The organism is Paraburkholderia ginsengiterrae, assembly GCF_001645125.1.
Taxonomy (GTDB): Bacteria; Pseudomonadota; Gammaproteobacteria; order Burkholderiales; family Burkholderiaceae; genus Paraburkholderia; species Paraburkholderia ginsengiterrae.
In genome coordinates, this window is the sequence record NZ_LXKA01000087.1 from 43,941 (window position 1) to 68,110 (window position 24,170).

General features: G+C 63.7%; 22 protein-coding genes. 6 read left to right on the forward strand and 16 right to left on the reverse strand.

Annotated elements, in window-relative coordinates:
* Positions 1 to 7 precede the first annotated feature (7 nt).
* On the forward strand, positions 8 to 2,161 hold the full coding sequence (locus A6V37_RS06340; RefSeq protein WP_064271248.1) for a phosphocholine-specific phospholipase C: 2,154 nt from the start codon (positions 8 to 10) through the stop codon (positions 2,159 to 2,161).
* Between the two features lie 164 nt (positions 2,162 to 2,325).
* Entirely contained in the window at positions 2,326 to 2,595 is a 270-nt protein-coding gene (locus A6V37_RS06345) for a cupin domain-containing protein (RefSeq protein WP_064271247.1), read from the forward strand.
* 21 nt (positions 2,596 to 2,616) lie between these two features.
* Here A6V37_RS06345 and A6V37_RS06350 read toward each other — a convergent pair whose 3' ends face one another.
* Both A6V37_RS06350 and A6V37_RS06355 read right to left on the reverse strand, forming a co-directional pair.
* Positions 2,617 to 3,732, reverse strand: coding sequence for a succinylglutamate desuccinylase/aspartoacylase family protein (locus A6V37_RS06350; RefSeq protein WP_064271246.1), 1,116 nt, complete (start codon positions 3,730 to 3,732; stop codon positions 2,617 to 2,619).
* Between the two features lie 44 nt (positions 3,733 to 3,776).
* The gene (locus A6V37_RS06355; RefSeq protein WP_064271245.1) at positions 3,777 to 4,544 is read right to left on the reverse strand and encodes a transporter substrate-binding domain-containing protein; all 768 of its coding nucleotides are present in this window, start codon (positions 4,542 to 4,544) and stop codon (positions 3,777 to 3,779) included.
* A 121-nt stretch (positions 4,545 to 4,665) separates the two neighbouring features.
* Here A6V37_RS06355 and A6V37_RS06360 point away from each other — a divergent pair, with 121 nt between their 5' ends.
* Complete coding sequence (locus tag A6V37_RS06360; protein WP_064271244.1) at positions 4,666 to 5,586, forward strand: LysR substrate-binding domain-containing protein; 921 nt, start codon at positions 4,666 to 4,668, stop codon at positions 5,584 to 5,586.
* 13 nt (positions 5,587 to 5,599) lie between these two features.
* Here A6V37_RS06360 and lysA read toward each other — a convergent pair whose 3' ends face one another.
* A complete protein-coding gene (gene lysA, locus A6V37_RS06365) occupies positions 5,600 to 6,883 on the reverse strand; it encodes a diaminopimelate decarboxylase (RefSeq protein WP_064271243.1) in 1,284 nt (427 codons plus the stop codon).
* Positions 6,884 to 6,953: 70 nt separating this feature from the next.
* Here lysA and A6V37_RS06370 point away from each other — a divergent pair, with 70 nt between their 5' ends.
* A complete protein-coding gene (locus tag A6V37_RS06370) occupies positions 6,954 to 7,898 on the forward strand; it encodes a LysR family transcriptional regulator (RefSeq protein WP_064271242.1) in 945 nt (314 codons plus the stop codon).
* 14 nt (positions 7,899 to 7,912) lie between these two features.
* Here the strand turns inward: A6V37_RS06370 and A6V37_RS38800 are convergent, their stop codons facing one another.
* From A6V37_RS38800 to A6V37_RS38805, 5 genes are all read right to left on the reverse strand, one after another.
* Positions 7,913 to 8,329: a rubredoxin gene (locus A6V37_RS38800; protein ID WP_075643423.1), complete on the reverse strand. Its 417-nt coding sequence runs from the start codon at positions 8,327 to 8,329 to the stop codon at positions 7,913 to 7,915.
* A 364-nt stretch (positions 8,330 to 8,693) separates the two neighbouring features.
* Entirely contained in the window at positions 8,694 to 9,683 is a 990-nt protein-coding gene (locus A6V37_RS06380; protein WP_064271241.1) for an alpha/beta hydrolase, read from the reverse strand.
* 205 nt (positions 9,684 to 9,888) lie between these two features.
* Entirely contained in the window at positions 9,889 to 11,340 is a 1,452-nt protein-coding gene (locus tag A6V37_RS06385) for a glycosyltransferase family 2 protein (RefSeq protein WP_064285862.1), read from the reverse strand.
* A gap of 55 nt (positions 11,341 to 11,395) precedes the next feature.
* Positions 11,396 to 11,995, reverse strand: a complete 600-nt coding sequence (locus tag A6V37_RS06390) for a cytochrome b (RefSeq protein ID WP_064271239.1) — start codon at positions 11,993 to 11,995, stop codon at positions 11,396 to 11,398.
* 178 nt (positions 11,996 to 12,173) lie between these two features.
* Positions 12,174 to 12,329 (reverse strand): hypothetical protein, encoded by a 156-nt coding sequence (locus A6V37_RS38805; RefSeq protein WP_242665930.1) that lies wholly within the window; start codon positions 12,327 to 12,329, stop codon positions 12,174 to 12,176.
* A 111-nt stretch (positions 12,330 to 12,440) separates the two neighbouring features.
* Between A6V37_RS38805 and A6V37_RS06395 the strand changes: the two genes are divergently transcribed.
* Positions 12,441 to 13,505, forward strand: a complete 1,065-nt coding sequence (locus tag A6V37_RS06395) for a DMT family transporter (RefSeq protein WP_064271238.1) — start codon at positions 12,441 to 12,443, stop codon at positions 13,503 to 13,505.
* Between the two features lie 167 nt (positions 13,506 to 13,672).
* Complete coding sequence (locus A6V37_RS06400; protein ID WP_064271237.1) at positions 13,673 to 13,876, forward strand: DUF3562 domain-containing protein; 204 nt, start codon at positions 13,673 to 13,675, stop codon at positions 13,874 to 13,876.
* 3 nt (positions 13,877 to 13,879) lie between these two features.
* Here A6V37_RS06400 and A6V37_RS40465 read toward each other — a convergent pair whose 3' ends face one another.
* The 8 genes from A6V37_RS40465 to pdxR form a co-directional block, all read right to left on the reverse strand.
* Complete coding sequence (locus A6V37_RS40465; protein WP_064285863.1) at positions 13,880 to 15,109, reverse strand: HlyD/EmrA/EmrK family protein; 1,230 nt, start codon at positions 15,107 to 15,109, stop codon at positions 13,880 to 13,882.
* A complete protein-coding gene (locus A6V37_RS40470; protein ID WP_064285864.1) occupies positions 15,110 to 16,642 on the reverse strand; it encodes an efflux transporter outer membrane subunit in 1,533 nt (510 codons plus the stop codon).
* Between the two features lie 8 nt (positions 16,643 to 16,650).
* Positions 16,651 to 17,634, reverse strand: coding sequence for a glycosyltransferase family 2 protein (locus A6V37_RS06415; protein ID WP_064271234.1), 984 nt, complete (start codon positions 17,632 to 17,634; stop codon positions 16,651 to 16,653).
* 9 nt (positions 17,635 to 17,643) lie between these two features.
* Positions 17,644 to 19,224 (reverse strand): DHA2 family efflux MFS transporter permease subunit, encoded by a 1,581-nt coding sequence (locus tag A6V37_RS06420; protein ID WP_064271233.1) that lies wholly within the window; start codon positions 19,222 to 19,224, stop codon positions 17,644 to 17,646.
* Positions 19,221 to 20,561 carry a glycosyltransferase gene (locus A6V37_RS06425; RefSeq protein WP_082904844.1) on the reverse strand — a complete coding sequence of 447 codons (1,341 nt, stop codon included), beginning with the start codon at positions 20,559 to 20,561 and terminating at the stop codon, positions 19,221 to 19,223. Before A6V37_RS06425 ends, A6V37_RS06420 begins: the two co-directional genes overlap by 4 nt.
* A 10-nt stretch (positions 20,562 to 20,571) precedes the next feature.
* Positions 20,572 to 21,141 (reverse strand): methyltransferase family protein, encoded by a 570-nt coding sequence (locus A6V37_RS06430; RefSeq protein ID WP_064271232.1) that lies wholly within the window; start codon positions 21,139 to 21,141, stop codon positions 20,572 to 20,574.
* Positions 21,138 to 22,109: an alpha/beta fold hydrolase gene (locus A6V37_RS06435; RefSeq protein WP_082902877.1), complete on the reverse strand. Its 972-nt coding sequence runs from the start codon at positions 22,107 to 22,109 to the stop codon at positions 21,138 to 21,140. Before A6V37_RS06435 ends, A6V37_RS06430 begins: the two co-directional genes overlap by 4 nt.
* Positions 22,110 to 22,594: 485 nt before the next feature.
* Positions 22,595 to 24,085: a MocR-like pyridoxine biosynthesis transcription factor PdxR gene (gene pdxR / locus A6V37_RS06440; RefSeq protein ID WP_064271231.1), complete on the reverse strand. Its 1,491-nt coding sequence runs from the start codon at positions 24,083 to 24,085 to the stop codon at positions 22,595 to 22,597.
* Between the last annotated feature and the right edge of the window lie 85 nt (positions 24,086 to 24,170).

The window sequence follows — 24,170 nt, forward strand, 5'->3', positions numbered from 1 at the left end:
ATATTCGATGACATCAACTAGCCGTCGCCGTTTCCTGCAGACCGTGGCTTCATCCGCCGGTGCTGCCGCCGCCCTGACCGCACTGCCCGAGTCGATTCGCAACGCGCTTGCAGTTCCCGCGTTTTCGCGCACCGGCACGATCCGCGATGTCGAGCATATCGTCGTGTTCATGCAGGAGAACCGCTCGTTCGACCATTACTTTGGCCACTTGCGCGGTGTGCGCGGCTATAACGACCGCTTCCCGATTCCGCTGCCGGGCGGCAAGCCGGTGTGGTATCAGCCGTCGAAGGAAAATCCGGCCCAGCCGGTGCTGCCGTTCCATCTGAATACCGCGACCACCAGCGCGCAATGCGTCGGCGATCTCGATCACACCTGGTACAAGACCCACGCCGCGATCGACGGCGGCCGCTACGACCAGTGGCCCGCCAACAAGACCGACATGACGATGGGTTACCACCTGCGCAGCGATATTCCGTTTCACTACGCGCTGGCCGATGCGTTCACCGTCTGCGACGCCTACTTCTGCTCGCTGCCCGGACCCACGCACCCGAACCGCTCGTATCTGATGACCGGCATGGTCGATCCGACTGGCACGATGGGTGGTCCGCTGCTCGACAACAGCGACTATGTGGACGGCGACGCTCCGCCGAACTATCAGTTGCTCTCGTGGACCACGTACCCGGAGCGCCTGCAAGCTGCGGGCATTTCGTGGCAGGTGTACCAGCAGGGGCTGACCGGCGCCGATCCGTTGAACGGCAACTACGGCACCAACGTTCTGCAGAACTTTGCGAATTTCATCAATGCGCAGCCGGGTTCGCCATTGTTTGAGCGCGCGCAGACCGTGCGCACCATCGACGACCTGAAGGCCGACGTGCTGGAGAACAAGCTGCCGCAAGTGTCGTGGCTGTGCCCGCCGGCCGCGTACTCCGAACACCCGAGCTATACGCCCGCCTATGGCGCGGAATACACGTCGCAAATTCTCGACGCGCTGACATCGAATCCCGAAGTGTGGAGCAAGACGGTGTTGTTCATCATGTATGACGAGAACGACGGCTTCTTCGATCACCTCGTGCCGCCGCAACCGGCGACCACGCCCGCGCAGGGCCAGTCGACCGTCAGCACCGACGGCGAAATTCACAATGTGGTGAATCCGGCCCGTGGCGGCAGCTATACCGCCGACGGCTTGCCGTACGGCCTCGGCCCGCGCGTGCCGATGACGATCGTCTCGCCGTGGAGCAAGGGCGGTTTTGTCTGCTCGCAGGTGTTCGATCACACCTCGGTGATCCGCTTTATCGAAGCGCGCTTTGGCGTGTATGAGCCGAACATCACGGCATGGCGCCGCGCGGTGTGCGGCGACCTGACCTCGGCGTTCGACTTCCGCACGCCGGACTCGAAGGTGCCGCCGCTGCCGGACACGAGCAACTACAAGAGCATCGCCGACAACCAGTGCGCGACGCAGCCGAAGCCGACCGTCCCCGCGACGCCGGGCGCCATCGATCCGCAGGAAAGCGGCATCCGTTTCGCACGTGCGTTGCCGTATGAGTTGCATGTGAACGGTCACGCGGATGTGAAGAAGAACACGTTCGAGATCTCGCTCGGCAATACCGGCGACCAGGGCGCGCATTTCTACGTGTACGCGACGAACCGCACGGATGGGCCGTGGCGCTATACCGTCGAAGCGGGCAAGTCGCTGAGCGAGACTTTCGACCTGACGACGACCAGCGGCGTGTACGCCTTCGAAGTGTTCGGACCAAATGGCTTCGTGCGCAAGTTCACGGGCAATACGCAGCAGGCGGCGGCGCAAACTTCGCAGGCCGCGGGATGGCATGATAAGGACAAGGCGGCGCACCCTGAGGTGAAGGTGCAGTACGACGTGGCGAACGGCAACGTGTTCCTGAAGTTCAGCAACAAGGGCGGCGGGATTGCGCGCTTGACGGTGACCGACAACGCTTATGGTGCGCGCGTGCGTACCGTGCTGGTGCCGGCGGAGTCGCATATCGAGGAAGCGTGGGTGCTGGCGTCGAGCCATCACTGGTACGACCTGACGGTGACGAGCAACGATGACGCCAGCTTCTCGCGCCGTGTTGCGGGTCACGTCGAGAATGGGCGGCCGAGCATTAGCGATCCGGCGGCGGTGGCGCCGGTGTTGGTGGTGAACTAAAGGCGTGCGAAAGTAGAACGGCTTCGGTCAGGCGGCCGCCTTGGCGGCACGCCTGATCGAAGCGCGGTTCAATGCCTGAAAGTCGTTACGCTGCGAGCGTTCTGCACGAAACGACAGATCGCGCTAGAGTCAGTGTTCCCCCACTTCCTGAGGATGGGAACATCATGGATCGCAACACATTCACCGAAAGTCTGACGAAAGAAGGCTTTCCTGACACCTTGCTCGTCACGCGTGAGGCGAACGGCGAGGTGGACGTCCACACGCATCCGTTCGAATCCAAAGCGCTGATTCTGGAAGGCGAAATGAGCATACGCGTGGGTGAAGAAGAGCGCGCGTATCGCGCCGGCGACGTCTTTCACTTGCCGGCGAATGAGCCGCATTCGGAGCGCTACGGTCCGAACGGCGTGACGTTTCTGGTGGGTAGGAAGGTATAAGGCGCGCTCGGCGAGAAGACCTCAAGCCCCCAACAACACCCCCGTCCTGAACGCCCGCGTTCCGGTCACTCGCCCAAGCGGCGCCCCCGCTGTCACGAAGCGAATCGCGCGGCGCATATAAAACACGCCTTCAGTATTGCTGGCGATCGTGGTCGTCTCATCGGTCAGCGGATCGACAATATCGAACAACGCCTGCCCGACACGAATCGTCTCGCCGATCTTCGCGCGATGAACAAGAATCCCGCTCACAGGCGCATAGAACTGTTCGCTGCCAGCGAGCGGCGTCGCTGGCGACAGCAACGGCGGCAAAGGCTTCACTTCGCGCCGAATCGCCTTACGCCACACGAGATAATCGACTATTGCATCGGCGTCCTCCTGAGCCACCTCATAAGAAACATCGCGCTGACCGCGGCATTCCACGGTCACCGCAACGGCGCCATTCGGCACCGGCTTGTCCGCGGGCAACGCCTGCTGCAACGTCCACCACAACAGGCTATGTGTCTCATCAAACGACTCGCCGCCCGAGTTGGTAGCCAGCAACGACGCCTGCGCTCCGAGATAGCGCGACAAAGGCTCAAACTCAGGCCACGCGGCTTCGCTCGTATAGAGATGCATCGCCGCTTCGAGCGAGCAGTGCAGATCGATAATCACGTCAGCGTCGAACGAGAGCTTCAACAGCGCCAATTGCAGCGATTCGAATTCGGTCAACGGCTTCTGCGCAGCCAGCTCATCGGCAATCAACTTCCGCACAATCCGTACGTTCTCCGCAGCATCCGAGCCCAGGACCTCCTTGGCTCGCGACACGACCCTGGAGAACTGCACGAAGTGCCGATTGAAGTTCTTCCCACTGCCGAGATCGAAGCGCCCCAGAAACTGCCCGAGCACGGTTTGCCCGAGTCCAACCGGATTCGCCACCGGCACCAGCACGATTTCCGCGTTCAGCGCGCCCTGCTGTTCCAGTTCAATCAGTCGGCGCTTGAGCAACACCGTTGTCAGCATCGCCGGGGTTTCATCCGCATGCAGCGACGACTGGATATAAATCTTTTGCCCGCTATTGGCCGGGCCAAAATGAAACGACACCAGTTCGCGGTGCGTGCCGATAGCCGGCGAGAGAAGCGGAATCGATTGCCTGTTCATGAGCGGATAGTTTGTAGAGGAATAGTCAGGAGCCGAAACATCAGTTAGTTGCCGTACGGGTCGAAATCGAAGTACTTCTTCGCGATCTGCGCGTACGTGCCGTCTTTGAGCATCGATGCAATGGCCGAGTTGATCGACGTCTGCAGCGCCGTCTCATCCTTGCGCAAGCCGATGCCTACACCACGATCACCCATCGAAAGCGGTTCGCCGACAAACGCGAAACCCTTCCCCGCCGGCGTGCGCAAAAAGCCGATGTCCGCTTCGACAGAACCCAGCAACGCGCCATCAAGACGTCCGTTCTGCAGATCGGCGAACACTTCGTCCTGGCTCTTGTAGGCCACCACTTGCGCGCCGAGCGGTGCCCAGTTCTTCAACGCGTACCCCTCGAACTGCGTGCCCGACTGCACGCCGATCTGCTTGCCGGCCAGTGCGTTCGTGCCGCCCGCGAGCGCCGAACCTTGTCGCGCGATCAGCCGTGATTTGAACTGGAACAGCTTCGACGAAAACAGAATCTGCTGCTCGCGCTTCTCCGTGATCGCCATCGACGACAGGATCGCGTCGATCTTGCGTGCCTGCAGCGCCGGAATCATCCCCGAGAATTCGAGTTCAACCCACTGGCAGCGCGCGTGAATGCGCTTGCAGATTTCGTTGCCGAGATCGACGTCGAAACCCTTGAAACTGCCGTCGGGCGCTTTGGCGTCCATGGGCGGATAGCTCGGGTCGATACCGAGGCGCAACGTGTCGGATTCAGCGGCAAAGGCGCCACTGCTGAAAATCAGCGCGGCGCTCAGGATCATCAGCGGAGTTTTCATGGCAGACGGAGTGTGGATGGGTCGAAGGACGGCCGCATCATCCTATGATGCCCCCGCGCCTCAAAGAAGTCCCATTCGGACTATCATGATCACTTTTACCGATCACCGGACGTTTCTCCCCATGGCGTTGACGATCTCCCAGCTCCGCGCGTTCGCCGCGGTGGCCGAGCATGGCAGCATCCGCGCGGCTTCGCGGGCGCTCGGCATTGCGCAGAGCGGCATCACGCAGCAGTTACAGAACCTCGAGTCGTTGCTGGGCGCGACGCTGTTCACGCGCACGAATCGCGGCATTGCGCTGACCGCCCTCGGCCAGCGGCTGTTGCAGCGGGCCGGCGCGATTATCGGAGAATGCGAGCGCGCCGAGCAGGAAGTGCAGCAATTGCGCGGCGACTACGTCGGCGAGGTGACGTTCGGCATGACGACCGAGCCGCTGATCGACGCCTTCGCGCCGGTGCTGATGGAATTTCGCACGCGCTTCGAACGGGTCGCCGTGCATCTGCGCACCGGCACGTCGCGCATGATGATTGCGTGGATTCGCGAAGGCACGCTGGACTTCGCGGTCGCGCTGGTATCGAAGCAGACGGACACCGCGGATCTTTCGGTGACGCCGCTCTATCCCTCCGATCCGGTTATCGTTTGTCGCAAGGGACATCCGAAAGCACGCGCACGCTCGCTGGCCGAGCTCGTCGATTGCACGTGGGTGGCCACGCGCTCGCCGAATCTGACGGACGATCCGCAGGTCAGTCGCCTGAACCATCTGTTCGACAGTCACGGCTTGCCCCCGCCGAAAATCGTCGCCACGGTGGAAGGCCTGTACGAGACGCTGCATCTGGTCGGCGCGACGGATTGCCTCTCGCTGGAAGCGTCGGTCGTGGCGAAACGCGGGCCGTTTGCGAGCACGCTCACCGCCATCCCGGTACGCGAGCGCGCCATCGAGCAGAACGTCTGCCTGCTGCAGCGCGCGGCCATTCCGCTCACGCCCGCCGCGCAGGAACTCGCGACAATGATCGCTTCCTATACCCGCACGGTGCGGACGCGCTGACCATCAACCGGAGTCACGCCAGCGTTTCGAGCGCGAGCAATTCGTCGATGGTTTGCCGGCGACGGATCAGACGCGGCTTGCCCTTCTCCAGCAACACCTCGGGTGCGAGCGGCCGGCTGTTGTAGTTCGAGGACATCGACGCGCCGTAGGCGCCCGCATCGTGGAACACGACAAAGTCGCCCACTTCAGGCGTGGGCATCGCGCGGTTCAACACGACACCGCCCTCGGCCTGGGTGAACACATCGCCGGCTTCGCACAACGGTCCGGCCACGGCGAATGAATCAAGCGGCGCCTCGCTCGGCAAGCCATCGGCTTTCAGCACGGTCATCTCATGGTGGCTGCCGTAGAACGACGGCCGCACGAGGTCGTTGAATCCGGCATCGACTAAAGCAAATTGCCGAGCGGGCCGCCGATTCAAGGCATGCACTTCGGCAACGAGCACGCCCGCCTGCGCGACGAGGAACCGCCCCGGTTCGATCTCCAGCCTCACGCGGTGCCCGACATGCGCTTCGATCTGCCGGCGCGCCGCATCCCAAAGCCGGAAGTAATGCGCGACGTCGATGCGCGGTTCGCCTTCGCGATAAGGCACCGACAAACCGCCACCCGCGGAAATGGCTTCGATATCGTGGCCCAATGCCTTGACGGTTTCGACCATCGCATCGCAGACGCGCGACAGATGCGCATAGTCGACACCCGAACCGATATGCATGTGCAGCCCGACCAGTTTCAATCCATAACGACGAACAATCTCCACGGCGCGCGGCACGTCGTCGAGCCAGATGCCATGCTTGCTGTGCTCGCCGCCCGTGTTGGTCTTGTTGCTATGCCCGTGGCCAAAACCCGGATTGATCCGCAGCCACACGCGATGCCCCGCGGGGGCATGCCGTCCTATCCGCTCGAGCATATCGAGCGAGCCGGCGTTGACCGTGATGCGATGCTCGATCACGGTGGCGAGCGTCGCGTGATCGATCAGATCTGCCGTGAACACGACGCCCTCAGGGTCGCCGTCAGGCGCGAAACCTGCCGCGAGACTGCGCCTGATTTCGCCCAGCGAGACCGCATCGACCATGGCGCCTTCCTCGCGCATCAGCTTGAGGATATGCAGATTCGAACAGGCCTTCTGCGCAAAGCGAATGACATCGAAGCTGCGCAGTTCGGCAAGACGTGCGCGAATGGTACCGGCGTCGTAGACCCACAGCGGCGTGCCATGCTGACGGGCGAGGTCGGCGAGTTGTTGCGGATTGAATGGCGTCACGGTTCCCGGCTCTCGATGTCGAAGCGTTGCGGTGACCGACATGATGCGGAAAGCGTGTCATTCAGTAAAATACCAATTCTTCGTGCATCCATTCATTCTTGATATACCTGTCATGGCACTCACGCATCGGCATATCGAAGTCTTTCGCGCCTTGATGACGGCCGGCAGCGTCACCAAAGCGGCGGAGATGCTCTTCACCTCGCAGCCCACGGTGAGCCGCGAACTTGCGCGCATGGAGCAGAGCATCGGCTTCGCGCTGTTCGAACGCGCGGGCGGGCGGTTGCGCCCCACGCTCTCCGCGCTCACGCTGTTCGACGAGATCAAGCGCGCCTATGCCGGGCTCGAACGCGTGGCGTCCACCGCCGCCAGCCTGCGCGAATTCCAGGGCGGCCAGCTTTCCGTCATCGCGTTGCCCGCGTTTTCGCATTCGATTTTGCCGGGCGCGTCGAAACGCTTCAGCGACGCCCAGCCTGGTGTGAGCGTGTCGATCGCGACTCAGGAGTCGCCGTTTCTCGAGGAGTGGCTGACGGCGCAGCGCTACGATCTCGGCCTGACCGAACACGGCGCGCCGCCGGCGGGCACGCGTCTGACGCCGTTACTCGAAGTCGACGAGGTATGCGTGCTGCCCGACGGGCATCCGCTATTGGCCAAGCGTGTGATCGCGTTAAAGGACTTCGCGGGCCGGCCTTTCATCAGCTTGTCGCCGAACGATCCGTACCGGATTCAGATTGACGAGGCCTTCGCACAAGCGGGTATCGCGCGCCGCCAGGTAGTCGAAACGCCCACCGCGGTCTCCGTGTGCAGTTTCGTGCGCCAGGGGCTCGGCGTGGCGATCGTCAATCCATTGACGGCGCTCGATTTCGCAGGCCGCCATCTGCATATCCGGCCGCTCGCCGTGTCGTTGCCGTTTCGCGTGAGTGTGATTCATCCGGAACATCGTCCGAGCCATCCGCTGGCCGGCGCGTTCGTGCAGGCGCTGCAAAGCGAAGCCGCCGCACTGCGGCTGCAATTGAAAACGCACACTGGAACTCGAAGCGGGAACCGAACCGCGAGCTGAACCGCTCCGCGAGTTTAGAACTCGACCAACGCGAAATCGTCTTTGCCCACGTCGCAGAGCGGGCAGCGCCAATCGGCCGGCACATCCGCCCAGCGTGTGCCCGGCGCGATGCCCTCTTCCGGCAAACCTTCGGCTTCGTCGTAGACCCAGCCGCAGATCACACAGACCCATTGCTTGAAGTCGTCGGTTGAGGCGGCATGGCGATCCGCCGCTTGCGACGCATCGCCCGCTTGCGCAGAGGGCGTTTCATCGAGGCTCACCACGAGTGGCGCGGCAGTGCCCACGCCGGTCCCGGCAAGACGCGCCTGCAGGCTCTCCAGCAAGCGCTGCGCTTCGGCCTGGGTCAGATCGATCCAGTATGGATCGCCAGCGCCGTCGTTCAGCCGCTCAGGAGAAAACTGGATTTCTACGGCTACGCCCTTCTTGTACATGGCAAATCGGAATGTCGAGGAAACCGGCGGCCTGCGCCGGCATAGGCCGCAAGCGCCAGGCCGCGGCGTCGCGCAAAGATCAGACGAAATGGTTCAGCACGATGGCGGCGATCAGGCCGGCGGCGCCGATCAGGCCGAGCAATTGCAGCAGGGTGAGGGATTTACGCGATGCGGTAGAGATTTGTTGCGTGGTCACGGGCAAGTCTTAAAAGTCGGAAAAAGCGAAATGGTACACGGTTGCGAAGACGGTTCATGCCGATTAGCTCAAACCTTCGTGCATCCGCTGCCATTATCGCCGCCCGAGCGCTCCGGATTGCCTACCGTGCGGAGATGGACTAGTTCCCGTCAAACGGGGAACGTTTTCTTACGAAACGGCGATCTCACCGGCCTGTTCTGACACCGCCGCCACAATTGCGGCAACCGCCGGGGGCTCGAGCGTCAGGCCGATATGCGTCACACCCGGCACGATCGTGACCGGCACCACGCGCCCGGCCTCGGCGAAAACGCCGGCGAATTTCTCCGCGTAAAACGCCTCGTCGTTCGCGCCGACCAGCACTTCGAGAGGCTGGCGCGTTGCGCGAATATCGGCGCCGTAGTTGTCGTGCGGACGGAAATTCTGCATGAGGCTGTACGAATACTGCGGCGTGAGCCTCGCCGCTGCTTCCGGCGACAAGGCGTAGGCCACCGTCGGCAGATGATTGAAGAGCGTGATGCGCAGCTTGTTGAGCATGACCAGCACCATCACCCGCGGCAAACCGACACTGGCCCAGCCGCCGACGGAAGGCGGAGTGGTCGGCGCATTGTGGTGAAGGAACGGCGCCAGCAGCACATAGCGGTGGAAGGCCAGTTGTCGTGCGTCGCTCGCGAACCGCAGCGCAAACCCGCCGCCCGCCGAGAAACCCACCAGCGTACGCGGCCCGGCCGGCTGAACCACATCGAGAAAATCGCTGAGATCGTCTTCGAGCTGACCGATGTACGCAATCGTGCCTTTCCTGCCCGACTCGCCATGCCCGCGCACATCGGGCACATAGACGTCGTAACCCGCTGCGGCGAGCGCCTTGGCGAGCGTGTGCATGCTCACGCTGCTCGCCGACGAGCCGTGAATCAGTACGGCGCTGCCGCGCACCGGTGCGATACGGCTCACGTAATACCGGTACGCGAGCGCGGCGTTATCGCGTGCGGCATAGTGTTCGAGCGGGGGTAAATCGGACGTATCGATCGACTTGAAAGGCTCGTTGATCGACGCGAGCGGCGGTGGCTGTTTCGGCCCGCCCTTCACGAGGGCCACCGCCGCAACGGCGAGCCCCACGAGAAACACGACAACCGGCATGACGGCGTGCAGTTCGGCGCTCATCGAATTGGCCTCTCAGGCGATGCTTATGCTTGTGGATTTTGCATCGACGAGCCCGCGTCTTGCTCAGCCTGTTAGTGCACCCCGTTTTGCTCGTGCCGCCGGCGTGCAGGTCATCGTCGCCGACGATTGTACGGTCGCGCATGGCGCCAGAAAGACTCGAATATTGGCTATTCGAGCGGGTTGCCGCTGCATTCGAGACGCGCCGTCAGCTCTCGTCGCGGGCCACGAGCCCCGAGCGGCGCTGCACGCCCCACGCCCGTCCGCCACGCAGAAACTGCAGCCAGCCAAGCGCCGCGCCGGCATGCCGCACCAGTTGAAACGTGAACGGCTCGGCAATCGCCGCCAGCATCGCCATCCACAAGCTGGAGCCGGTACGCTCGCCGGTCCAGCGCCGATACAGATGGATGCTCCACAGATAGAACGCGAGGTCGATCGCGGTTTTCAAACCGATCACGCTAAAGATCGACACGACAATCGCGCCATGCCCGCCGAACACAAACGCGAGCAGCAACGCGAATGCGGTCAGGCCGTAGATCGGCTGCATGGTGTCGATCGCCTTGACCGGCAGCATCAGCATGCCGAGCGTGCCGTAGCGCGGATTGCCGGTCATGTCGCGGTTCCAGTACTGCGTCTGCAGGAAGCCCGCGAACCAGCGGCGGCGCTGGCGCAGGAAGCTGCCGAGGTTGTCCGGCGCATCGGTGTGGGCATGCGCGTCACCGACCACGCGCACGTCCCAGCCGAGACCGTGATCGACCGAATAGCGGCGCAGCCTGTGAATCAGCTCATAGTCTTCGAGGAGGCACGCTGGATCGAAACCGCCCACGTCGACCAGCGCGTCGCGCCTGAACGACGCGAACGCGCCCGAAATCAGCAGCAGACTGTCGGCGCGCATCCACGCAAAACGGGCGATGAAGTTGCGCATGTACTCGTACGTCTGGAACCACTCGAATACGCGGCCCGACACCGACTTGCCGCAAACCGGCACCAGAATGCCGGCCGCGGCGACCAGCTTCGGCTCGCTCGCGAACGCGGCGCGCATGGCGTAGGTGGCATCGTCGTCGAGCAACGTGTCGGCGTCGACGGTCATGACCGTGTCCGTGGTCATCACCGTGATCGCGGCATTCAACGCGCGCGCCTTGCCGCCGTGCGGGACGCGAAGCCAGAACAGATTCGGGTAAAGCGGGCTCGGCGCGCTCAGCACGCCTTCGGCGGCCGCGACCAGACCAAAACGTTCGGTGAGCAGTTCGCGGGTCGAGTCGGTGGAACCGTCGTCGGCAATGACGATCTGCGCCGGACCATGCGTCTGCCGCAGCAGCGCGGCGAGGGTCACCGGCAGCACCGCCGCCTCGTTATGCGACGCGACGATCACACCCATGCTCGGCAGCACACGCTGGTCGTAATCGGCTTCGAGCGGCGGCGTACGCCGCATCAGCGGCAGCGTTTTCCACGTGACGAACGCGAGCAGCAACGTGTCGTACACCACGTACGCAATCCCCGTCGACCACGCCAGCGCGCCCTGCAAAAAGAAAGCGCGCGCGAACAGCAGCAGCCACAGGACCACCACGCTCAAATGAATCAGCGTGCTCAACGGCGTCGTGCGGCGCGGGACAATGCGCGGCGACGCGAGAGCAAGCGCCTGTTCCAGTGTCTTCTTCAAAATGACTGCCGAGTCCTAAGGTGTTGCGATTGATAGAAAGGCCAACGCGATGCGCTTACGGCAGCATGCGTTTCAGGACCGATTTACGGTCGATCCACTGATGCTTCAGCGCGCCGCCAATATGCATGGCCAGCAGCGCATAAAGCGCGTAACCAAGCCACGTATGCAAGGCGCCGAAGCGATCATGCAAAGTCTCCTTGTACGCCGGATCGAGATTCATCACGTAGCCGATACGCGGCCAGGGAACCAGATTGAACAGGCGCATGGGGTGTGTGGCCGCGTCTTTCCACGCGGAATCGTGCAGCCAGCCGGACAGCGGCAGCGCGATCATCAGCAGATACAGCAGGAAATGCGCGACGTGTGCGGCAATTTTTTCCCACGACGGAAACTCATGCGGTAACGGCGGCGGCTTGTGCGACACGCGCCACAAGATGCGCATGAGCGCGAGGCCGAGCACCGTGATGCCGATCGACTTGTGCGTATCGATCACCGGACGCACCCAGTCGTCCGGCAACGAATCCGCGCTCAGACCAAGCACCACGTTGCCGATCATCAGCAGCGCGATGATCCAGTGCAGCGCCACGGCCACGCGGGTGTAGCGCGACGGCAGCGGCGTACCGGCCGCATCGGTCAAAGAGTCGGCGTGTGTATTCATGAGTCGTTCCATCCGCGCAGGCAATGTTGCGAAAGCTTTTTGAAAATCCGGCCATGCCGGCGCACTTGGGCGCGCCGCCGATTAGGCAAACGCCTAAGTGTGCCGGTTTATTCCACCGGACGCTTAACACCAGGTTTCTGATTATTTCTTGGGCGCGGAGTTCGGTCGCCGTTGCACCTTATCCGTGCACGCCCTCGCGCCGCGCGACAAACGCGGTCGCTTCGATCCGCTCGTCGAGCCAGCCGTTGGTTGTATGCGCATCCAGTAGTTGCCGGATGCGCGCGAGCAGTTCATCGAGCCGCTCGCCGAGCCGTTCACGCGAGAGGCTCGACATCGAGTGGTTAAGGCGGCGGTTCGATACGCCGGATTCTAGCGAAACGCAGGCGGCGAACACCGGATAGCGCTATTGTGTCGGCAACGTCAGCTCCCGCCTTCCACCCTGCTCATGTCCTCACGCTTCAACGCCGCCTTTACCGCCCTGCTCGCCGCCGCCCTGTTCGGCGCAACGACGCCGCTCGCCAAAGCCTTGCTCGGCTCGCTTTCGCCGTTCCTGCTTGCGGGACTGTTTTACCTGGGCAGCGGCACCGGCCTTGCCATTGTGATTCTGGCGCGCCGCCTGAAAGACCGCGCCGCCCAGCGGCCGGCCGATCACAACCGCTTCCCGTTACGCGAAGTGCCGTGGCTGGCCGGCGCGATCGCGGCCGGCGGCGTCGCCGGGCCCGCGCTGCTGATGCTGGGTTTGCAGACGACGCCCGCCGCCACCGGATCACTGCTGCTGAACCTGGAAGGCGTCTTCACCGCGCTGATCGCATGGGTCGTGTTTCGCGAGAACGTCGACGTGCAGGTGTTTCTCGGCATGGTCGCGATTGTCGCGGGCGGCGTCGCGTTGTCGTGGCAGCCGGGCGCGGTGGGCCTGCCGGCCGGCACGCTGCTGCTGGTTGGGGCGTGCGCCTGCTGGGCGATCGACAACAACCTGACCCGCAAGGTGTCGACGCACGATGCGATGTTCATCGCCTGCATAAAAGGGCTCGTGGCCGGTTCGGTCAACGTGGCGCTCGCGCTCACCCTCGGCGCCGCGTGGCCGACAGTGCCGACCGTTGCGCTCGCCATGTTGACAGGCTTCGCGGGCTACGGCGTGAGCCTCGTGCTGTTCGTGGTCGCGTTGCGCAATCTCGGCACTGCGCGCACCGGCGCTTACTTCTCGGTTGCGCCGCTGTTCGGCGTGACCTTGTCGTGGCTGCTGTGGCCGGAACTGCCGCCGCTGCTGTTCTGGGTCGCCGCCGCGCTCATGGCGCTCGGTGTGTGGCTGCATATCCGCGAACGTCACGAGCACCCGCACACGCATGAGCCGCTGGACCACACGCATCGCCACCGGCACGACGCGCATCATCAGCATGAGCATGATTTCGCGTGGGACGGCGACGAGCCGCACACGCATGCGCACCACCATGCGCCCATCACGCACACGCATGGGCATTTCCCAGATATTCACCACCGCCATACGCATTGATTTCGCGGCTGGCCGCGCTGCGTGGGCGCTTGCCGCACTGCAAGATAAATATCTCTGTGAAACAGATCAGGCGATAGGTCGATTCAATTGGCATCGACGCTGATCAAGTCCTCTAATGGAACTCCTGTTGTTCGTCCATCGACTCGCCCGCTTCCTTGGAGACACTCATGTCACAGCCTGCGCCCAACGTAGACGAATTGGTCAGAAGTATTGCCGAGGAAACCAATACACCGGCGGAAACGGTCTCGAAGATGTATGCGGACACTTTGGCCAACTACCGTAACGACGCGCGGGTATTCGATTACGTGCCGCTCTTCGCCGCAAAGAAAGTCCGCGACCAGCTGCGCCATCATCCGGACAACAAACACTGACTCCTAACTGTCGCTGCCGCGGTCGCTGTTTTCGCGGATGATCTTCGCGATCAAGGCGTCGGCCTCGCCTGAAACGTTGTCATGCACGCGCGTGCTTTGCACGGGCGCCGCTGTGTCGTTGCCGATCAGGTGACCGCTGCGCACGTGCGTATCCACTGACACCTGCATCGACAGCCCGAGCCGCAGCGGATGAGCGGCGAGGTCCCCTGCATCGAGCGAAATCACGATCGGCACGCGCTGCACGACCTTGATCCAGTTGCCCGCCGCATTTTGCGAAGGCAGCATCGAGAACGCGCTGCCGGTGCCCGCGGAAAATCCTTCGACGCGGCCGCGATACACCACCTGCGACCCGTACACGTCCGACACGATCCGCACCGGCTGCCCCACGCGCATGCTGCGGATCTGCCCTTCCTTGAAGTTGGCCTCCACCCACAGACGCTCGAGCGGAATGATCGACATCAGCGCGAGTCCCGGACCGACCTGCTGGCCGATCTGCACTGAGCGTTGCCCGACGGTGCCGTCAACGGGCGACACGATCGTCGCGCGTTGCAGGTTCCGGTAAGCGAGCCGCAGTTGCGCGGCGGCTTGCAGCACGGGGGGGCTGGCCTCGATCGGGAACTTGCCGCCGAGCGCCTTCGCGGCGTCGAGCTGAACCTGCGCGGACGCGAGATTCGCTTGCGCCACTGCCACCGCCTCACGTGCGCGCGCCAGTTCTTCCGGCGACACGACTTCGACCGAGGCATGGTCGCGCGCTGCCAGCGCGCGTTGCGCCAGTGCAAGTTCGGCGCGACGCGCGTCGATCGATTGCACATAAAGCTTGCGTGAGATGGTCGCGTTCGCGACTTGACGCACCGCCAGCGTCAATTGCGCTTTCGCCTGAGCGAACGCGGCCGCCGCTTCCGTATCGTCGAGTTTGACGAGCGTCTGGCCGGCGCGCACCTGGCGCGTGTTGTCCACCAGAATATCGGTGACGGTGCCGGGAATCTGCGCGGCGATCTGCACGATATTGCCGGCGACGTACGCATCGTCGGTCTCTTCGTAGAATCGCGCGCTCAGACTCCAATAGGTCAGCCACGCCACGCCGGCGAGCGCGACCACGCCGAAGAAGACGGCGATCCGGCGCCGGCGCGTCGCCCGCCTGGGGTCCTGCGCGCCGCTCGCGGTAGTTGCCTGGTTCGCGGCCTCGTCCGGCGTCCACCCGGCGGCCTGCTGTGCCTGTTTATCGTTGTGCATTCAATCGAAGTGAGTATCCGTAACGCGTGCGTGAGAGAGAAAGCCCTGCTGAGCATGAGAGATCGGTGCACCAGGTACCTTGCGTTCGTCGAAGCCGCCACCCAGCGCGCCGACCAGCCCGACCTGCAACATGCGGCGGCGGCCCTGCAGATCGACCTGCTGCGCGCGTGCATCGAGCAACGACAAATCGGCCAGCGTCACGTCTTTCTCCATGCCAATGCCACGCCGATGGCGCTCCTCGGCAATCGCGACAATGTGCGTGGCTGCCGCCACCGCGCGGGTCTGCTCGGTGGCGAGCCTGTCGACCGTGCGTAGCGACGTGAGCTGGCGCGCCACTTCGCCGAGTGCTTCGTCGACCGTCTTGTTGTACAGGCTTATCGCCGCGTCGGCGTTGGCGAAATCGCCACCCAGTTGCGCGCGCAACCGGGTTCGGTCGAACACCGGCAACGAAATCGCCGGTCCGATCGAGCCGGTCATCGCGGCGCGCGTGAAGAGCGCGCCGGGCGTCAAGGCGGTCAGGCCGGCGAACGCCACCAGATTCACATCGGGATAAAACTGTGCGCGTGTCGCGTCGATGTTGGCCAGCGCGGCTTCCGCCCGCAGGCGTGCCGCGACGATATCGGGCCGCCGGCCCAGCAGATCGACCGGAAGTTGGGCCGGCATCGGTGCGTCGGCCGTCGCGGCGAGCTGCGGACGGCGAATCGACAAACCCCGCTCCGCGCCGCGCCCCGTCAGCACACCGAGCTGCAGCTCGGTCAGCGTGATGCGTTCGTCGTTGAGCGCCTGCTGCGAGGCGAGGCGGCTGCGCTTGAGCGAGGCGTCGGCTGCATCGTAGGAATTGTCGATGCCTCGCGCGCCGCGCTCGCGCAGCACGGCATCGACCTTATCCGCGGCTTGCTGCTTCTGCAGCAGAATGTCCTGCATCGCGAAGGCGCGGTCGAGCTCGCAATAAAGCGTCACCAGCGCGACAGTCAGCGTAAGGCGGGCCTGCTCCGCATCGATCCGCGCCGCGTCCCGCGTGGACAGCACGCCGCGCGTCAGCGCCGCATTTTTGCCCCACAGGTCGAGTTGATAACTCAGGCCTGCGAACAATGCCGCGGGCGAGACCGTGGGATCGTTGAACAACTGCACGGGGATATGCTGCCCGCCCACCTCGACGTTGGCGATGTTGTCCGGTTGCGGCAGACGCGTCTTGCTGACGGTCGCCCCCGCCGTGCCCGTAAGACCAGTCAGTGAGCCGAACTGTTCGAGTTGCGCCTGCGCGGCGCCCACTCTAGCCTTGGCGATCTGCAAATCGGGATTGTTCTGCAACGCCTCGGCGACCAGTTCGTCCAGTTGCGGATCGCGATACTGCTTGACCCAATCGGGCGCGGGCCATGCGCCATTCGCGCCTCGGCCGACGGTTTGCGCAAGCGCATCGGCGGACGGTTCGAGCGGTTTGACATTCGCATGCAGGCCGCCGTCGCTGACGCAGCCGGTCAGCGCCGACGCGGCCAGCAGAAGCGGTAGTACGCGTTTCGTGACAGATTGCATGGGGCGGATCACGAGTGGTGGCTGCGATGCATGACGCCGTCTCGCGCGGGCGACGCGACCACCGTGCTGCGCGCCGCCTGAGCGGCCAGCCGCGGACGCGTCTGCGCGAGCGGCCCCATCCGGCCGAACAGCCCATCCCAAACTCCGAGTGCGATGGCGGTCAGTTTGGCCAGCTTGCCCTGCTCCAGCAGCACGATCTGGACGATCTGCCAGAGCGTCAGCACGTTCGGCACGACGGCGACCGGCAAACGCAGTCCATATTGCAGCGCCAGCTGCATCGCGTTGCGCGCGCTGTAGTAGCGCCGGAACCCGGCATGATTCATCGTGGTCAACTCGAAGGAACCCCATTTGTGACGGCGCCGCGCACCGATCCGATGCGACAGCACCAGCGACGGCACCACGTACAACGGCACATTGCACAGCAATGCGCGCAGGCAGTACTCGGTGTCGACGTGGTCGATGAAAAGCGTCTCGTCGAAGCGGCCCAGCCGCGCGAACGCTTCGCGGGAAATCACGCAGCCCGACGAGATAAGAAACGCGCAGCGTTGCAGCGCCGCGCCTGGCTCGACCTGCAGGCGCCCGACCGATAGCCCGCTCGTGGTCAGCTCCGGCAGGAAACGCTGATCGTTTTCGTCGAAGATACGCGGCCCGGCCATGAACGCCTGGCCACTCATCGACGCACACCGGTCGCGCATCACCGCGAAGTAGCCTTCAGGCACCTCGGAATCCTGATCGAACAGGGTCACCGCATCCACGTGCTGCTCGAACAGCGCGCTCAGGCCGTGATTGAATGCGCCTGCAATGCCGTGGCGATTGCCGTAGTGCAACAGCGCCACGCCCGCGTCGCTCAGCATCGCCGCCGCGCGTGCGTCCGGCAACGGCGAGTTGTCGACCACCAGCAGACGGTCGCACGCAGACTGCATTGCCACGGCTCGCGCAACCTGCTCTTCGCTCGGATGAAACAGAATGATCAATGCGCCCAGAATCGTCATAGGTGCTCCTCAGTGACCCAAGGTCATCGCCGCGCCGCGCTTCGGGCGGGTCAGCCACATCATGGCGGCGAGCACGAGGCAGGTCATGCTGGCCATCTGGAACATGTCGCCGGTCGCCATCATGTACGCCTGCTGCTGCACGATATGGTGCAACGTGCTGACTTCGCGCACGCCGTCGATGCCCATGCCATGCAAACCCTGCACGAAGCGCTGCGTGTTGCCGGACGACGCCGTCACCGACTGCGCGACGACGTCGTAGTGATACAGCGCGCGGTTGTCCCACAGCGTGACGCTCATCGCCGTGCCGAACGCCGCCGAGAGCGTGCGCAGGAAGTTCGACAGGCTGGACGCCGCCGCGAGCTTGTCGTCGGACACGCGCGACAGCGTGGCGGCCGTCAGCGGAATAAAGAAGCATGGCAAGCCGATACCCTGGATCAGACCCGGCGTGATGATCTGCGTGAACGTCATGGTCAGCGTGAAGTGCGCGTCCCACCACAGCACGGCGGCGAACACGAGAAAGCCGAACGTGGCGAGTACGCGCGCGTCGAACCGCGCCGCATGAATGCCGACCAGAATCGAGAACACCAGCGCGAGCACGCCGAGCGGCGCCGTGGCGAGTCCGGCCTGGTAGGCGGTGTAGCCCATCACGGCTTGCAGCCACAGTGGAAAGATCACGCCGACCACCGAGAAGCTCATCATGCCAAGCGAAATGATCAGCACACAGAACGAAAATGTGCGATCGCGGAACAGGCTCAAATCGATCACCGGATGACGCTCGCCCGCCTCCCAGATCAGCAGCGACGCGATCGCCAGCACTGCCACAATCGCCAGTATCAGAATTAGCGGCGAATCGAACCAGCCGCGGTCGTGGCCGAGGTCGAGCACGGCCTGCAGCGACCCGACACCCACGACCAGCAGCACGATGCCCGGCAGATCGATCGGCGCGGCCTTGCGGTTGGGTGCTTCGCGACGCAACAGCGTCATGCACACCGCAAACGAAAAGATGCCGATCGGCAGATTGATCAGGAAGATCCACGGCCACGAAAAATTGTCGATGATCCAGCCGCCGACCACCGGCCCGAAGATCGGCGCGAGCAGCACCGTCATCGCCCACAATGCGAGTGCCACCACGCGCTTGTCCGGTGGAAAGGTGCGCAGCAGGATGGTTTGCGAGAGCGGCACCATCGGACCGGAGAATAGGCCTTGCAACGCGCGGCACACCACCAGCACGTGAAAGTCGCCCGCCACGCCGCACAGCAGCGACGTCAATGTGAAAAGAATCACCGCGCCGAGGAAGAGCCGCGTCTCGCCAAGGCGCAGCGATAGCCAGCCCGTCAACGGCACGGCGATGGCCGCGGCCACGGAATACGAACTGATGACCCACGTGCCCTGGCTATTGGACACGCCCAGACCGCCGGAAATGGCCGGCACCGCGACGTTCGTCACCGTCGAATCCAGCACTTCGATAAACGTGGCCAGCGACAGTGCGAACGTCAGCAATGCGAGCCGCGCGCCGCGCAAGTTGCGCGCGCCGCGATGTGCGTCCGGCTCCATCGCGGCGCCGCCCGCCAGCGGCGTTGTGGCGCTCATGCGCGTTGCCCGCTGTTTGCCAACGCGGGCAGCAGCTTGGACACGGGCTGGTGAGTGACGTATTGCTCTCGCACGCCGCCCGGCATGAACCCTTCGATATAACGCGCAGCCGCCTCGCAGCCATCCGGCGACGCCGCCAGCCTGTCCTGCATGCGCACGCACTGGAGCGCAATCGACGGGTTGCCAAGTACGTGACCCAGCGCGCGCGCCAACGCTCGCGGCTGCAGAGGATCGTCGAGCCGGACCCCGCAGCCGCTGGCGGCGACGCGCTGCGCGTTATCGAACTGGTCGTGCGCAAACGGCGTCACGACTTGCGGAATACCGGCCTCGTAGGCAAGCGCTGCCGTGCCGATCCCGCCGTGATGCACCAGCGCCCGGCAGCGCGGCAACAGCGCCTGGAGGGGAACATAGCGGCGCTTGAGCAGCGCGAATTGCGCGTCCGCCTGCGGCGTGCTCGCTTCAGCAGACGGTGCATCCGGCGTCAGGAGAATGCCGCGCAGGCCGCGCTCCAGCGGCGCCGCGCGCACCGCCGCTTCATACTTCGCGTGATCGACCAGCGTCGAACCCGCCGTGAACACCACAGGCCGCTCACCGCTGTCGAGGAACGCGTCGAGTCCCGCGTCGATGGCTTGCGCGCTGGTGTCGTTAAAGAGCGGAAATCCGCTCGCGCGGTATGGCGCCGGCCAATCCGGCTGCGGTTGCGCGAACCATTCGGGAAAGAGGCAGAGCACCCCATCGGTCGAATGCAGCCACTGGCCGAAAATGCGCTTCGCCGGCGCGAGGCCGAGCTCCCCACGCAGCGCGTTAAGCGCCGGGCCGCAGACCTTGTCGAGCGCATACCGCTCGATCAGCCGCATCAGCGCCACCTTCACGGCAAGCGGCAAACCGCGCGGGATGGTAAGCCTCGGATGAGTAGGCGGGGCGTGCGCGGACAGCAACGTGGATGGCGACACCTGAACCGACACGAACGGCACGCGATACAGCTCCTGCATCAGCCGCGCGGAAAAAGCCCACAACGTGCCCACCAGCACCGTATCGTCATCCGTCAACGCGGCAAGCGTATCGAAATGCGGCCGTAGCGTCGGCGCGATCACCGCCCACAAGGTTCGAAACGACGTGCGCGGATGCCATAGCGCCGGATTCGCCATCGCCGCTGCATACTCTTCGGCCGTGCCGATCGGCACGAAGGTGAACCCCTGTCTCCGGGCGGCCTCCGCGAACGGCGGATGCGTGCAGAACACGATCTCGTGCCCGCGTGCGGCCAGTGCCGCGCCGATGCCTAGGAGCGGATGCACGTCGCCCGCCGAACCGATCGCGGTAATGATGACTCTGGTCATGGCGCCCGCTTCAGAAGACGCCGGGAATCAGCGCAGCGACATCGCGCCGATACTGCGCATAGGCTCCGCCAAAGTAGCCGGTCAACCAGCTTTCCTCCACGCGAACCTTATACGCAAGCGACGCAAAAATCATCAGCAGCCCAGCCACGCCGCGCCACTCCGCGCCGATCAGCACGGCACCCGCGAGCGCCAGCAGGCAACCGGTATAAATAGGATGCCGTACGAGCCCATACGGGCCGCTGCGCACCAGTTCATGTCCTTCTTTCAGCGTTACCGAGACGCTCCAGTTCGTGCCGAGATGCAGCCGTGCCCACACCGAAAACGCGAGGCCGGCCAGCAGCACGGCGAGGCCCGCGAGTTGCAGCGGCCCAATCGTGTGCAGATCGAAAGACCATGCCGCTGCTTGTGCATCCGGCAAGATGATCAGCGCACCGCCGGCGATCAACGGAATCGACTGCAACGTGCGCGAGACAGACGCTTCTTTGCGCGCGGTCTCCTTAACCTGGTTCGACGTCGCGACCCAATACAACAGCCAAAGGGTCCACGGTACAACGATGGCGATACTCTGAGCGATATTCACGGTAGTTCGGCCTGTTGGAACGAGTGATCGGCAGCGGACTGCAATGCGGCGTCCACGATGGCTCGCGGCGCGAGCGGCAAGCTGGGCGAACGCGCCGTCAGCGCGTCGAGGCAGTCGAGCGCCCGGCCCGAAGCCTGCGCCGGCGAGGGGCCGAAGTAATCGAGAATGGCCGTGCGAACCTGGCGCAAGGCGGGGCGCCCTTCGAGGTCAAGAAAGTGACCGGCCTGCTCGATCGTGGCGAACTCCGCGCGCTTCAGATGCGCGCTCAACGAGCGGGCGTCATCGGGTGTGGTGTATTCGTCGAGTTCGCCGTTGAGGAACTTCAGCCCGCAGTCGATGTTGCGGAACTCGTGCAGATAATCTTCCGGACGTATCGACAGAATCTGGTCGACGTGAAACGCCACCTGCTCCTGCTCGTCGCGCGGCAGCGTCGACAGATAGCGGTAGTTGTAGAGCTTCATGATGCGCGGCAGATGACGGCCCACGGTATCGTTGAGCAGTTGCGCGGCTTTGAGGTTTTCGCCCGCGGCGATATGGTCGCGCGCGGCGGTCACGTACGCGGTCATCGGTTCGTTGAGCCGCGGCGAGAACGACGCAATCACAGCGCGCTTGACGCTGGTGCGCGCACGCGACAACGCCAGCAGCGACGCGACCCCGCCCCACGATACCGACAACAGGAAGCTCGGCTCGAATACGCCGATCAGATGCAACAGGATGTCGACTTCATCGTCTTTGGTGAGGATGAAATCGCAAACGTTATGAGCTTTCGATTGCCCTGCATAAGGCAAATCGAAACAGATTGGGTTGTAGCGTTCGCCGAGGTATTTGATCGTCTGGCCGAACGACGCAGTGGTAGCCAGTGCGCCATTGATCAGAATGACACTCTCGAAGGCCGGATTGAATACGTGACGTTCAACGTAGACTTTCAGGCCCGCGGGTAGCGGAACAAGGAGTTTTTCGATGGGCATGGCGTATTCGCAAGCACTTGCACTAAGCAGGTGCGTACCGATACCGCGCCCGCCAACGCGGACGCCTTGCGGCCGTACTGCCGGAAGATCAGGCCCATGCGACTCGCCCTTGCAGGTCAAGTCAGATCCCCCACAGCCGCTTCTGCATCGAAGCACGCACACCTTGTGTGATACGTGCCGGCTCTCCAGGTCACGCGCCTGAGTTCAGGCGAGTTTCAATCGAGCGTTCGATGCCTCGTAATATTTCTTATAGGTAAATTCGAAAGCGTTGCGTCAACATCTATCGCACGCCATTCGTTGACCCCAGTCTGCCAGCACCGCGTGAAGGCTACGTGTCAAGCTGAGGTAGCGGAAGGTTTTTTAACACATTTCAAAAATAATTTCTAAAAAAATCCTAGACCATGCATTCGACATAGACGGGTAAATGCGTCATGCAACGGATCGCTTGAGCGACTGACTTCATACGGCACGCACAACACTGGGTATCAGGAACGGCAGGCCCTGCTGGCGAGGTCACGCACGATCGTTGCGAGGCGCGCCACCAGAGCATCGGCGTCTTGCGGTTTGATGCCCGCATAGCCAAGCATGAAACCGTTGTAGCGCGCGGTGTCTCGCGCCGGGTGATGGCAGAACGCGCTCAGCGCAGAGATATACAAGCCGTGTTCGCGCGTGGCGGCGCTCACGTCCTGATCGCGTAGCGGCGCGTCGAGCCGTACGGTCAGATGCATGCCGCCGCTGTCCGACGAGATCGTCACCAGGTCGCCCATGTGCCGCTCGATCGCTTCCACCAGTGCGCCCCGGCGTTGCTGATAGAGGCGCCGCATGCGCCGCAGATGTCGCGCATACTTTCCGCTTTCGATGAAATCGGCCAGCGCGATCTGTTCGGCCACGCGCCCTTGCCGCGCGATCTCGCTGAGCGTCGCGTCGACCTGGGCGGCAAGATGCGCCGGCACGATCATGAAGCCCATGCGCAACGCCGGGAACATCGTTTTGCTGAAAGTGCCGAGATAGATCACCGGCGTGTGCTCCGCTAGCCCCTGGATCGACGGTAACGGCGGACCGCTGTGGCGCAGCTCGCTGTCGTAATCGTCTTCGATGATCCACGCACCGCGCGCCATTGCGTTCTCGATGATCGACCAGCGCCGCTCCAGGCTCAGCACGCTGCCAAGCGGATACTGATGCGAGGGCGTGATGTACATGAGGTGCGGCGGCGTCTCCTGCCAGTGAGCGGGCGTCGGCGCCATGCCGGCGGCGTCGACGGGAATCGGCACGAGGCGCAACCCTGCTGCCAGGAACGCGGCTTTCGCGCCGTGATAGCCAGGATCTTCGACCCACACGCTGTCGCCCGGATCGGCGAGCATGCACGCGCACAGATCGAGACTCGCCTGCGTGCCGGCAGTGATGAACACCTGCTCGGCCGAACAGCGCACGCCCCGTGAGACGCGCACATATTCGGCAATCGACCGGCGCAGCGCAGGGTGTCCCGAGTTGTTGCCGTAGCCGAGTTCGTTGGGCTCGACGGCGCGCCACGCGCGTTCCATCGAGGCCCGCCATTGGCCGAGTGGGAATTCGTCGAGTGCGGGCACGCCGGGCCGAAACGGCGTAGGCTCGTCGGGATTGGAGCGTTCCCGCGGCAGGTCCGTCGCGCGGCGCGACAAGCTGTTGCCGGGCTCGCGCAGCCTGCTGGTCGAAGACGATGTCGCGCCACCCGCGCCGCTCACCATGTTGACGATTGAACCGTGGCGGCTCGCCGTGATGAATCCCTCTTCCGTGAGCCGCTCGTAGGCGTATAAAACCGAGTTGCGGGCAATGCCCAGTTGCTCGGCGAGCGCGCGGCTTGCAAGGAGACGGCTGCCGTGATGAATGTCGCCGTCGAGAATCGCGCGGCGCAGGCTCTCGTAAAGCAGGTCTTGCTGCGTGAGCTTGCGGCCGCCCAAAGCGCGTTCGACATTCGACATCAACAGACCGTAGTCCATTTCGTGGCTCCAAAATTTGACCGTCTTGTGGAGCTAACAATGGTGCCACAAATTTCTTATGCTGATGGTTCGGGAGTCTTTACAA